The organism is Massilia sp. IC2-476 (genome assembly GCF_020707295.1).
In the GTDB taxonomy this organism is placed as follows: Bacteria; Pseudomonadota; Gammaproteobacteria; order Burkholderiales; family Burkholderiaceae_D; genus Telluria.
Window position 1 is genome coordinate 302,011 of the sequence record NZ_JAJFER010000006.1, and the last position, 11,168, is coordinate 313,178.

11 protein-coding genes are annotated in these 11,168 nt (G+C 65.4%); 8 read left to right on the forward strand and 3 right to left on the reverse strand.

Annotated elements, in window-relative coordinates; translation table 11 throughout:
• The first annotated feature begins 3 nt into the window (after positions 1-3).
• The 7 genes from LK539_RS17500 to LK539_RS17530 all read left to right on the forward strand — a co-directional run bounded on the left by LK539_RS17500 (position 4) and on the right by LK539_RS17530 (position 6,848).
• The gene (locus LK539_RS17500; protein ID WP_227802332.1) at positions 4-858 is read left to right on the forward strand and encodes an enoyl-CoA hydratase family protein; all 855 of its coding nucleotides are present in this window, start codon (positions 4-6) and stop codon (positions 856-858) included.
• A gap of 2 nt (positions 859-860) precedes the next feature.
• Positions 861-2,027 (forward strand): acyl-CoA dehydrogenase family protein, encoded by a 1,167-nt coding sequence (locus LK539_RS17505; protein WP_227802333.1) that lies wholly within the window; start codon positions 861-863, stop codon positions 2,025-2,027.
• Positions 2,027-2,419: a RidA family protein gene (locus LK539_RS17510; RefSeq protein WP_227802334.1), complete on the forward strand. Its 393-nt coding sequence runs from the start codon at positions 2,027-2,029 to the stop codon at positions 2,417-2,419. The genes LK539_RS17505 and LK539_RS17510 overlap by 1 nt, the downstream gene beginning before the upstream one ends.
• Positions 2,420-2,433: 14 nt before the next feature.
• Positions 2,434-2,991 carry a lipid IV(A) palmitoyltransferase PagP gene (gene pagP / locus LK539_RS17515; RefSeq protein ID WP_227802335.1) on the forward strand — a complete coding sequence of 186 codons (558 nt, stop codon included), beginning with the start codon at positions 2,434-2,436 and terminating at the stop codon, positions 2,989-2,991.
• A 141-nt stretch (positions 2,992-3,132) separates the two neighbouring features.
• Positions 3,133-5,976 (forward strand): pitrilysin family protein, encoded by a 2,844-nt coding sequence (locus LK539_RS17520; protein ID WP_227802336.1) that lies wholly within the window; start codon positions 3,133-3,135, stop codon positions 5,974-5,976.
• Between the two features lie 11 nt (positions 5,977-5,987).
• On the forward strand, positions 5,988-6,602 hold the full coding sequence (locus LK539_RS17525; RefSeq protein ID WP_227802337.1) for a pyridoxamine 5'-phosphate oxidase family protein: 615 nt from the start codon (positions 5,988-5,990) through the stop codon (positions 6,600-6,602).
• An 18-nt stretch (positions 6,603-6,620) separates the two neighbouring features.
• Positions 6,621-6,848, forward strand: coding sequence for a hypothetical protein (locus tag LK539_RS17530; protein ID WP_227802338.1), 228 nt, complete (start codon positions 6,621-6,623; stop codon positions 6,846-6,848).
• Positions 6,849-6,875: 27 nt separating this feature from the next.
• Here LK539_RS17530 and LK539_RS17535 read toward each other — a convergent pair whose 3' ends face one another.
• Genes LK539_RS17535 through LK539_RS17545 form a run of 3 tightly spaced genes read right to left on the reverse strand, consistent with a single transcriptional unit; the run spans position 6,876 to position 10,652 of the window.
• On the reverse strand, positions 6,876-8,168 hold the full coding sequence (locus LK539_RS17535; protein ID WP_227802339.1) for a sorbosone dehydrogenase family protein: 1,293 nt from the start codon (positions 8,166-8,168) through the stop codon (positions 6,876-6,878).
• Positions 8,165-8,728 carry a DUF2231 domain-containing protein gene (locus LK539_RS17540; protein WP_227802340.1) on the reverse strand — a complete coding sequence of 188 codons (564 nt, stop codon included), beginning with the start codon at positions 8,726-8,728 and terminating at the stop codon, positions 8,165-8,167. The genes LK539_RS17535 and LK539_RS17540 overlap by 4 nt, the downstream gene beginning before the upstream one ends.
• Positions 8,691-10,652: an alkaline phosphatase family protein gene (locus LK539_RS17545; RefSeq protein WP_227802412.1), complete on the reverse strand. Its 1,962-nt coding sequence runs from the start codon at positions 10,650-10,652 to the stop codon at positions 8,691-8,693. The genes LK539_RS17540 and LK539_RS17545 overlap by 38 nt, the downstream gene beginning before the upstream one ends.
• Before the next feature lie 171 nt (positions 10,653-10,823).
• On the opposite strand from LK539_RS17545, the gene LK539_RS17550 reads away from it, so the two are divergent.
• Positions 10,824-11,147, forward strand: a complete 324-nt coding sequence (locus tag LK539_RS17550) for a hypothetical protein (protein ID WP_227802341.1) — start codon at positions 10,824-10,826, stop codon at positions 11,145-11,147.
• Positions 11,148-11,168 lie beyond the last annotated feature (21 nt).

Genomic DNA, 11,168 nt, shown 5'->3' on the forward strand with positions numbered 1-11,168 from the left:
CCCATGCATTACCTCCCGGGCGAAGCGCACCGGCTGCCGGACAGCCGCGCCAGCCTTGCCGCCTACCAGGCCACCCACTTCCAGTACGCGGTCCAGGACCGGGTCGCGACGATTACGCTCAACCGGCCGGAGCGCAAGAACCCGCTCACCTTCGAATCCTATGCCGAGCTGCGCGACCTGTTTCGCGCGCTGGCGTATGCCGACGACGTCAAGGCGGTCGTCGTCACCGGGGCGGGCGACAACTTCTGCTCGGGCGGTGACGTGCACGAGATCATTGGGCCGCTCACCAAACTCGACATGCCGGGCCTGCTGGCCTTTACCCGCATGACGGGGGACCTGGTCAAGGCCATGCGCGCCTGTCCGCAGCCGATCGTCGCCGCCGTGGATGGCGTGTGTGCGGGCGCCGGCGCGATCCTGGCGCTGGCGTCGGACATCCGTTACGGCACCGCGCGCAGCAAGACGGCGTTTCTGTTCACGCGCGTCGGCCTGGCCGGCTGCGACATGGGCGCCTGCGCGCTGCTACCGCGCGTGATCGGCCAGGGCAGGGCGGCAGAACTCCTCTATACGGGCCGCGCCATGAAGGGCGAAGAAGCCGAGCGCTGGGGCTTCTTCAACCGGCTGTGCGAGCCAAGTGCGGTACTGGCCGAAGCCCAGGCCTTTGCCGCCACGCTGGCAGGCGGTCCGACCTTCGCCCATGGCATGACCAAGAAGATGCTGCAGCAGGAATGGAACATGGGCGTGGACGAAGCCATCGAGGCGGAAGCCCAGGCCCAGGCGATCTGCATGGCCACCAACGACTTCCACCGGGCCTACCACGCCTTCGTGGCCAAGGACACGCCACGCTTCGAGGGAGACTGACAATGGCCGACCGCGATTACCTCGACTGGCCCTTCCTGGAGCCGCGCCACCGGGCACTGGCGCTGGAACTGGACGCCTGGGCGGCGGACCATCTGAACCCGGCACACGGCAAGGACGTGGACGCCGCCTGCCGCGCCCTGGTGAAAGAACTGGGCGGCGGCGGCTGGCTGCGCCACGCGGTTGGCGGCGCTGGCCGGGCGATCGACACACGGGCCATCTGCCTGATCCGCGAAACCTTGGCGCGCCACGCCGGCCTGGCGGATTTCGCTTTTGCGATGCAGGGCCTGGGCAGCGGCGCCATTTCGCTGTTCGGTTCCCCGGCGCAGCAGGAAGCCTGGCTCCCGCGCGTAGCTAGCGGTGACGCCATTGCAGCCTTTGCGCTGTCCGAGCCCCAGGCCGGTTCCGACGTCGCCGCGATGCAGTGCGCCGCCCGGCGCGAGGGCGACGAGTATGTGCTGGACGGTGAAAAGACCTGGATCTCGAACGGCGGCATCGCCGATTTCTATGTCGTCTTCGCGCGCACCGGCGACGGCGGTGGCGAGGGAGGACGCGGTTCGAAGGGTATCTCCGCCTTCATCGTCGAAGCCGGCACGCCCGGTTTCGAGATCGCCGAACGCATCGACGTAATCGCGCCGCATCCGCTGGCGCGCCTGCGATTCTCAAACTGTCGGGTGCCGGCATCGAAGCGCATCGGCGAAGAGGGGCAGGGCTTCAAGGTGGCGATGGCCACGCTCGATGTGTTTCGCACTTCGGTGGCGGCCGCCAGCCTGGGCTTCGCCCGCCGCGCGCTTGACGAAGCCTTGGGGCGCGCGCGTGAACGCGCGATGTTCGGCAAGATCCTGGCCGACTTCCAGCTGACCCAGGCGAAGCTGGCCCAGATGGCCACCGGCATCGACGCCGCGGCCCTGCTGACTTACCGCGCGGCCTGGATGCGCGATCAAGGGAAAAAGGTGACGAAGGAAGCCGCGATGGCCAAGCTGACCGCAACCGAGACTGCCCAGCAGGTCATCGACGCGGCGGTCCAGCTGTTCGGCGGCCAGGGCGTGGTCAGCGGCGAGACCGTCGAGACCCTGTACCGCGAAATCCGCGCGCTGCGCATCTATGAAGGCGCGAGCGAGGTGCAGCTTCTCATCATCGCGCGCGAACTGCTTGCCTCGGGAGGGCACTGATGGACATCCTGCAACCGCCGGGTTGGGTGCGCCCGAAGGGCTATTCGAACGGCGTCGCCGCGCGCGGCCGCCAGGTGTATGTGAGCGGCATGATCGGCTGGGATGCGGAAGGGCGCTTCCACACCGACGACTTCGTCGGCCAGTGCCGCCAGGCGCTGGAAAACGCGCTGGCCGTGCTGCGCGAAGCCGGAGCGGGGCCGGAGCACATCGTACGCATGACCTGGTATGTGCTCGACCGCGGTGAATACCTTGAGGCCGGCGCCGAACTGGGCGCCGCTTACAGGGACGTCATCGGACGTCATTACCCGGCCATGAGCGCGGTGCAGGTGGCGGCGCTGATGGAAGACCGGGCACGGGTCGAGATCGAAGTAACGGCAGTCATTCCGGACTGATCGAGCCAATCTGTGTGAAACGACTTCTGCTTACCGTGCTGCTCGCCATGAGCAGCGCAGCGCAGGTATTCGCGACAGAATCGGACGCGAACTCTTCGTTCAAAAGCGCTGCGGCTTCAGAACTTGCACGCATCTGGAATGAGGGCGACACCGATCTTTATCTGCCGCTGCACACGCACCACCTGCGGCGGGCTTACAGCCCACAATTGCTGGCGTCCTTCAATGAGGCCACCTTCGGCCTGGGCTATGGCCGTAGCTTCAAGGATGCACAAGGCGGGTGGCACGGACTCTATGCGATGGCCTTCAGGGATTCGTATTCCAAAGTCGAGCCAGTTGTAGGCTATGGCCGGCTTTATTCGCTTGCCCGCGTGGGAGAAGCATCATTCAGTGTTGGCTATACTGCATTCATCACGGCCCGCCACGATGTGGGACGCTACGTACCTATTCCCGGAGCGCTTCCATTGATGTCCGTTGAAGTCGGCCGCTTATCGCTAATGACAACGTTCGCGCCCGGTAGGCGCAATACAGGAAACCTCTTCTTCATTTTTGGGAAGGTCACGTTCCCCAAGTGATCATTCTCTCGGCAATTCCCTATGATCGTCAGCTGGGTCCCGGGAGCACGCTTTTTCGTTGTAGCAATTGGGGAATTGCAATACCATCCAGAACGTTACGGCGCGCCGCGCCGACCTTCGATCGATTGTAAGGACCCACGCATGAAGATGTCTCCCTTGCCCCTCCTGCTGGCCGCGTGTTTTGCGTCCACCGCGTTGACCCCGGCCCACGCCGCTGTGAAGCCCGCAGCTGCCGCCCCGAAGGCGCAGCTGAAAGTGGACTACCAGAAGTTCACGCTGCCCAACGGCCTGGAGGTGATCTTTCACATCGACCGTTCCGATCCGGTAGTGGCCGTGAACCTGACCGCGCACGTCGGTTCGGCCCGCGAAAAGGCCGGCCGCACCGGCTTTGCCCACCTGTTCGAACACCTGCTGTTCCTGGAATCGGAAAACCTGGGCAAGGGCGGCCTCGACAAGATGACGGCGCGCATCGGCGGCTCGGGCGCGAACGGCTCGACCTCGACGGACCGCACCAACTACCTGCAGACCGTCCCGAAGGATGCGCTGGAAAAGATGATCTGGGCTGAAGCGGACAAGCTTGGCTGGTTCATCAATACCGTGACCGACCCGGTACTGGCCAAGGAAAAGCAGGTCGTCAAGAACGAGAAGCGCCAGGGCGTCGACAACGCACCTTACGGCCACACCCGCTACGTCATCAACAAGGCGCTGTACCCGAACGACCATCCCTACAACTGGCAGGTGATCGGCTCGCTGGACGACCTGCAGAACGCGACCCTGGACGACGTCAAGGAATTCTTCCGCCTGTGGTACGTGCCGAACAACGTGACCCTGGTGCTGGCGGGCGACTTCGATCCGGTGCAGGCGCGCAAGTGGGTCGAGAAGTATTTTTCGGAGATCAAGCGCGGCGAGCCGGTCAAGGCCATCGCCAAACGTCCGGGCGTGGTGAAGCAGACCGTCAAGCTGGCGCATGAAGACAACTTCGCCAAGCTGCCCGAGCTGACCATGGCCTGGCCGACCGTCGAGGACCTGCATCCGGATTCGTATGCGCTCGAAGTGCTGGCCGAATACCTGTCCCAGACCAAGCGCGCACCCTTCTACAAGGTGCTGGTGGAAGACAGCAAGGTGGCGCCGAACGTCCAGATCTATAACCAGAGCGCCGAGATCGCCGGCCAGTTCATGCTGCGCGTGCGCGCCTTCGAGAACAAACCTCTAGATGAAGTCGCGGGCGAAGTCGACAAGGCGTTCGCGAAATTCGAGAAGGAAGGTATCTCGGAGCGCGACCTGAACCGCATCAAGGCGGGCCTGGAGACGCGCTTCTACAACTCGCTGTCGAGCGTGCTGGGCAAGTCGGCGTTGCTGGCCGAATACAACTACCTGAACGGCAACCCGGGCACTATCTCGGACAGCATCAAGAAAACCCTGGCGGTCACGCCGGCCGACGTGCGCCGCGTGTACGACACCTATATCAAGGGCAAGCCGTATGTCGCGACCAGCTTCGTCCCGAAGGGCAAGCTGGCCCTGGCCCTGAGCGGTTCAAGCAAGGCCGACGTGGTCGAAGAGAAGGTGGTGCAGGGCGCCGAAGCGGCGGTTGATCCGACCGTGAATGCCCAATACGCGAAGACGCCGTCCAGGTTTGACCGCAGCAAGGAACCGCCCTACGGTCCGACCCCGGCCGTGAAGGTGCCGCAGGTGTGGGACACCACGCTGGCCAATGGCATGCGCGTGCTCGGCATCGAGAACAAGGAAGTGCCGCTGGTCCAGTTCGACATCGCGATCGATGGCGGCCTGCTGCTCGACAAGGCCGACAAGGTGGGCGTGGCCAACCTGCTGGCGCGCATGATGACGCAGGGAACCGCGACCAGGACCCCGCAGGAACTGGAAGAAGCGATCCAGCAGCTGGGCGCTTCGATCAATGTGTCGGCACGGAGCGAAGACATCCGCATCAGCGTGAACACGCTGGCGCGCAATTTCCAGGCGACCGTCGACCTGGTCGAGGAAATGCTGCTGCAGCCGCGCTGGGACGAGAAGGAGTTCGCCCTCATCAAGCAAAGCGTACTGAGCCAGATCCGCCAGCAGGACGCGGAACCGAATGCCATCGCCAGCCGCCATTTCGCCAAACTGGTCTACGGCAAGGACGACCCGCGTTCGCGCAACATCCTCGGCACCGCCGACAGCGTCAATGCGATCAGCATGGACGACCTGAAGGCCTATTACGCGGCCAATGTGTCGCCTTCGGTCGCGCGCATGCACGTGGTCGGCGCCCTGCCGAAGGCGGGCGTGTCCGCGTCGCTGGCCGGCCTGGGCCGCTCCTGGCGGGCCAAGCCGGTCGCGCTGCCGGCTGCAACGAGCACGGCAGGCGCGCCGGTCCCGGCGAAAGTCTATTTCGTCGACGTGCCGGACGCGAAGCAGTCGGTGCTGCAGGTCGGCTACCGCGCGCTGGCCGTGACCGATGCGGATTACTACCCGGCTACCGTCACCAACTACATCCTGGGCGGCGGCGGCTTCGCCTCGCGCCTGACCCAGCAGCTGCGCGAGGGCAAGGGCTACACCTACGGCATCAACTCGAGCTTCGGCGGCAGCAAGAGCGCGGGACCCTTCGTGATCGCCAGCGGCGTACGCAGCAACGTCACCCTGGAATCGACCCAGCTGGTCAAGCAGATCCTGCAGGACTACCCGAAGACCTATTCGGAAGCCGACCTGGAGACCACCAAGAACTTCCTGATCAAGAGTAATGCCCGTGCGTTCGAAACCGCTGGCGCCAAGCTGGCCATGCTCGACAACATCAGCAAGTACGGCTGGCGCGCCGACTATATCAAGGAGCGCGAGCGCATCGTGCAGGGCATGACGCTGCCGCAGGTCCAGGCCCTGTCGACCAAGTACCTCGACCCGTCGAAGATGGTGTGGCTGGTGGTGGGCGACGCCAAGACCCAACTGCCGCGCATGAAGGAGCTGGGCTTCGACGAGCCGGTGCTGATCGAGAAATAGGGAGTAGGGGGATGGCCGAACATCGCATTACCGACCTCGCGGCGCTGGAGGCGCTGTTCGGCCCCGTCGCGCCGCCGTCGATCGCCAAGGAAACCGACCGCCTGCATCCGGTCTATGCGCGCTGGATCGAACAGTCGCGCTTCGCGCTGCTGGCGACCAGCGGCGCGGGTGGGCTGGACGTGTCGCCGCGCGGCGACGCCGGACCGCTGGTGCGCATCCTGGATGCGCACACCCTGCTGCTGCCCGAGCGGCGCGGCAACAACCGCATCGACAGCCTGCGCAACTTGATCGCCGACCCGCGCGTCGGCCTGCTCTTCATGATTCCGGGCGTGGGCGAGACCCTGCGGGTGCGTGGCCATGCCGACATCAGCGTCGAGCCAAGCTTGCTGGCTTCGTTCGCCGTGGACGGCAAGCAGCCACTGTGCGTGCTGCGCATCGCGGTCGAGAAGGTGTTCTTCCAGTGCGCCCGTTCCATCCTGCGCTCACGCCTGTGGCATCCGGAGGAGCATGAGCGCTCAGGTGTGCCGACGCCGGGAACGATGCTGGCCGCGCTCACGCAGGACGGCTTCGACGGCGAGGCCTACGATAGGGCCTTGCCGCAGCGCCAGCGCGACACCTTGTACTAGCCCAGGTCGAGGCATGTCGTGCTGGAGCTGATGATCGATGTCGCCGGATGGATCTGCCGGGTCCTGGTGGTTGAATTGCTGGCCAGGGCGATCGAAAAGCTGTTTTATTGGCCAGGCTGGGCCTTGCTTCGCGTCCTGTCCTTCGGCTACTACCCACCGGCACAAAGCACCAGACACAATCGCTTTGCAGTGGCCTTGTTCGCCGCGATCAGTGTCATGTCCGTGATACTGATCCCGTTCAACTAGCGCGGCGAACGAGCCATTTGCGTACTGCTAGGGCTGCCGCACCACCCGCCACACGGTATTCGCCAGGTCGTCCGCGACGATGAGCGCCCCGCGCGGATCGACCGTCACGCCCACCGGCCGCCCGCGGGTTTTTCCTTCGCCATCGCGGAAGCCCGTTACGAAGTCGATCGGCTGTCCGGCCGGGCGTCCATTTTTGAATGGCACGAAGATCACTTTGTAGCCCACCGGGTTCTGGCGGTTCCAGCTGCCGTGTTCGCCCACGAACACCCCGTCGGCATATGCGTCGCCCATGGCCGGGATCGAGAAACTCAGGCCCAGCGCGGCGACGTGCGAGCCCAGGCTGTAATCCGGCTTGACGGCGGACGCGACTTTCTTCGGATCCGGCGGCTGCACCCGCGTATCGACGTTCTGTCCCCAGTAGCTGTAGGGCCAGCCGTAGAAGGCGCCTTCGCGCACCGAGGTCAGGTAGTCCGGCACCAGGTCCGGTCCGATCTCGTCGCGTTCATTGACCACGGCCCACAACTGGCCGCTGCCGGGCTGGATCGCCAGCGCCGTCGGGTTGCGCAGGCCGGTCGCGTAGGGCTTGTGGGCGCCTGTCTGCGCGTCGATCTGCCACACCATGGCGCGGTCGACTTCGGCCTCCATGCCGCGCTCGGTGATGTTGCTGTTCGAGCCGATACCGACGTACAGGAAGCGGCCATCCGGACTGACGGTCAGCGCCTTGGTCCAGTGGTGGTTGATTTCGGAGGGCAGCTTGGCGACCGAGGTGGGCGCGCCGCTGGCCTTGGTCTGGCCTTCCTGGTAGTCGAAACTGACCAGCTCGCCCTGATTGGCGACGTAAAGCTTGTTGTTGGCGAAGGCCAGGCCGTAAGGCGCATCCAGGTTCTCCGCGAAGACGGTCTTCAGCTCGTACTTGCCGTCGCCGTCCGCGTCACGCAGCAGGGTGAGGCGGTTGCCGCCCTTGACCTTGGTGTTGCCCTTTGCCTTGATGTAGCCGGCGATGACATCCTTGGGCTTCAGCTTGGCCGCCTTGCCGCCACGACCCTCTGCGACCAGGATGTCGCCATTCGGCAGAACCAGCGTCTGGCGCGGGATGGCCAGGCCGGTGGCGATCGCGGTGACCGTGAAACCCTTGGGCACGGTCGGCGCCGCATTGCCCCATGGCGTGGGTTCGGCAATCTTCATGCTGGGCAGCATGCCGCGCTCCGGGGCCGGCAGCTTCGGATCGGCCCCGAACGCCTGGCCGCTGTTTTCTTCGTTGGAGCATGCGGATACCAGCAGCGCCGTGCTCAACAGTGTCAATATGCCGAGTCGCTTCATTGCGGGCCTCCCGAACGCTGTTTCAGACCGATCCAGGCCGTGATGATGATGAGCACGGTGACGATGATGGACATGACCAGACCGGCCGGCATGACCGCCCAGGCATCCTTCGCATGTTGGAAGGAATTGATCAGGCCAAGCACCCAGGTCACCAGGAGCAGCAGGAAGTAGGTCAGGGGCGGTCCCGACTTGTGGCGGGCGCGCAGCAAATTAATCAGCGCAAACAGCAAGGCCAGTCCGCTAAAGAGTTCGGCGCCGGCGAGCAACCATGAGGCGAAGTTGCTCCACTGAATCTGGTGGCTCTGGTAATAGGCGTAATCGCTGAGCAGTGCGCCCAGGAACAGGGGCACTGATCCGCCAAGGAGGATTGCGTGAAATGGGCCTGGCCGGATTCCATGGACCGGGCCAGCGCTGGCTGGAGCATGCATAGGGTTGTCCGTCGTCGTGGTGATGTTGACCAAATCATATCGACGAACGAAATGGACCGGCGCATTGTTGACCTGGAGCGCCTCCACGAACGACTCAGTGCTCCCTGAAAGCCTTTCCTGACGCGGTTGCATGGGAAGCGTCCTCCTCCGGCGCCAGGAAGCGGGTCGAGTACCCGCCATCGGCGTTATGCTGCACGATGCGCAGCGGCCGCCCCTGTGCGTCGAGCCACACCTGGCCGATGCCGGCGCCGTTCCAGACGCGCTCGCCATGCTTGCGCCGGTCGGGCAGGTAGGGCGTGAGGGCGAGATCGCGGCGCTGGGTGAACCAGTTCAGCGGCGAGCGCGGCGAATACAGCCAGCGGTTGAGGCGATCGAGCCATTCGAGCAGGCGGGGCGGGAACTCGTTCTTGATGCCGCTGCTGGTGATCTGCCAGACATGGGGCGATCGATCCGTGTCGGGTGCTTCGCGCAGCTCACGCAGTTGTATGTCGTAGGCGAACGAGTAGTGCACGTCGCCCGACAGGACCACGTAATTGCCCGGCGTGCGCGAGTGACGGAAGATATTGAGCATGCTGCCGGCCGCGCCGCGATGCGCCATCCAGTTCTCGGCGTCGACGGTCAGGGCCAGGCCGGCGAAGGTGGCGACCCGCTGCACCACCTCGATCAGCTTGACCCCGAACATGGGTGTCGGCGAGACGATGACGGCCGCCGTTTCGTCCAGCAGTTCGTGCTGCAGCTCGGTCAGCGATTCCCAGTCCATCAGGCCCGATGGATGGCCGGGCCGGCGCCGGTTGCGCCAGCGCCGGGTGCGCGTGTCGAGCACGATCACCGTGGGCTTCGTCCGCAGCACGACATCCCATTGGCGGAACGACAGCAGGCGCGTGATCAAGGCGTCCTGCACGGGCGCGTCCAGCCGGTCATCCAGATCGGCCGTGGCAGTCATCGCCGCCAACTCGTCCAGCGCGGCTGCGAACACCTCGGGGCGGTTGCCCCATCCCTGGCACAGCATGTAGGCGACCAGCGCATTGCCGACGATGCGGCGCGAAAAGGGGTGCTGGTAGGCGGTGGTTTCCCACTTGGCCGACAGGTTCCAGTCGTCGGTGATGTCGTGGTCGTCGAAGATCATCAGGGTCTGCACGTGCGCCAGCAGCCGCGCGCAGCCGGGCAGGTCGCGGCGAAAGCCGGCCAGGGCCTCCGACTCGCGGCGCCAGCGTTCGGCAAACCTGGGCTCGAGTAGAGGCGCCGGCGCGTCCGCCACCAGCTGCCATGGCACGGGCGACCAGGCCAGCAGGTACATGGCCAGCACCTCGGCCAGGGTCACCAGGTGGTTGTGCGCATTCGCCGTGGTGAAGATCGGCTTTTCGCTGCCTCCGAAGAAACGGTCGCGCAGCGCGTCGTTGGACCTGATCGCAGGCAGCAGCTCTTCGCGCCGGTAATAGCTTGCCCGATGGCGGTACAGGGCGTCGCTGTCGGTCACCACTGCGCCGTCGAGGCATTCGCCATACAGGCCGAGGCGCCGGATCAGCGCGTGCACCGCCGCGAGCATCGGGCCGGCCACATCGTCGGCATACACCTGGTCGCCGCACAGCATGAGCATGGCGGGCCGTTCGTCGGCCCGTTCGAGGTGCTCGGCCAGCAAGGCGTCGGCGCGCGCCAGGCCGTCGGGCGCGGGATGATGCGGCTTGCGGCAGGAACCGAACAGGATATTGTCGCTGCGGCTGCGCAGCACCAGGTTCGGCCGCGACTCGCCCCGGTGGAGCAGGTGCGGCGCCCAGTGGGCGATGCCGGCCTCGCTGCCATCGGGGAGCTCGACCAGCAGGTCGTACTCGATGAGCGTGTCCTGCGGCAGCGGCTCAGGCAGTGCGACGTCGATCAGGTGCACGCAGGCGTGGCGACCGACCCGCAGCACACGGCAGGAGCGCGCATCCAGCACCAGGCGCCGGGGCGGGCCGGATGCCGGCGCCAGCACCAGGCTCAGCTGGAGTGGCGCACTGCCGACCAGCCATAGCACCAGTCGGCCCGGCTCGAGACGGCGCAGGACAGGGCCAGCCAGCACGGGAGGCAAAGCAGCGGGAGCGGGAATCTGGGTCAATCGGGCACGATGCGGATTTGATGAACAAACCAGTGTAGCAGACAGGGGCAAGCGGCCCGAGCACGCGCATGGCGCCTGCGCCGGTCACGGCGCATTTCTGGTACGGTGGCTCCAACAGGAATCGAAGGAGGCAGCATGAACAAGCAGATCGTACGCGTGATCGACAATGTCCAGGACGCCGAACGGGCACGCCAGGCGCTGCTGGACGCGGGCTTCGAGCGGGACGGCATCGAGATCAGCCATACCGGCGACGAAGCCGGTCCTTCCGAGGCCAATTTCACGGTCGGCGATTCGCCCGGAGTAAAAGGCGGCACCGACTACAAGGATGTGTACACGCCGGGGCTGGAAATCGGCAAGTGCGTGGTCACCGTGACCGCCGACGAGTCGCGGCTGGACAAGGCGGCGTCGATTCTCGACTACCACGGCGCCAAGGACAACGATCCCGCGCACCGCCATTGAAGCTGGGCGGGCGAGAGACCC

What these genes read in the sequence shown, in the direction of transcription:
- LK539_RS17520 (WP_227802336.1), top strand. Translation starts at nt 3,133, where the DNA reads ATGAAGATGTCTCCCTTGCCCCTCCTGCTGGCCGCGTGTTTTGCGTCC.
- LK539_RS17535 (WP_227802339.1), bottom strand. Translation starts at nt 8,168, where the DNA reads ATGAAGCGACTCGGCATATTGACACTGTTGAGCACGGCGCTGCTGGTA.
- LK539_RS17525 (WP_227802337.1), top strand. Translation starts at nt 5,988, where the DNA reads ATGGCCGAACATCGCATTACCGACCTCGCGGCGCTGGAGGCGCTGTTC.
- LK539_RS17550 (WP_227802341.1), top strand. Translation starts at nt 10,824, where the DNA reads ATGAACAAGCAGATCGTACGCGTGATCGACAATGTCCAGGACGCCGAA.
- LK539_RS17510 (WP_227802334.1), top strand. Translation starts at nt 2,027, where the DNA reads ATGGACATCCTGCAACCGCCGGGTTGGGTGCGCCCGAAGGGCTATTCG.
- LK539_RS17500 (WP_227802332.1), top strand. Translation starts at nt 4, where the DNA reads ATGCATTACCTCCCGGGCGAAGCGCACCGGCTGCCGGACAGCCGCGCC.
- LK539_RS17505 (WP_227802333.1), top strand. Translation starts at nt 861, where the DNA reads ATGGCCGACCGCGATTACCTCGACTGGCCCTTCCTGGAGCCGCGCCAC.
- LK539_RS17540 (WP_227802340.1), bottom strand. Translation starts at nt 8,728, where the DNA reads ATGCAACCGCGTCAGGAAAGGCTTTCAGGGAGCACTGAGTCGTTCGTG.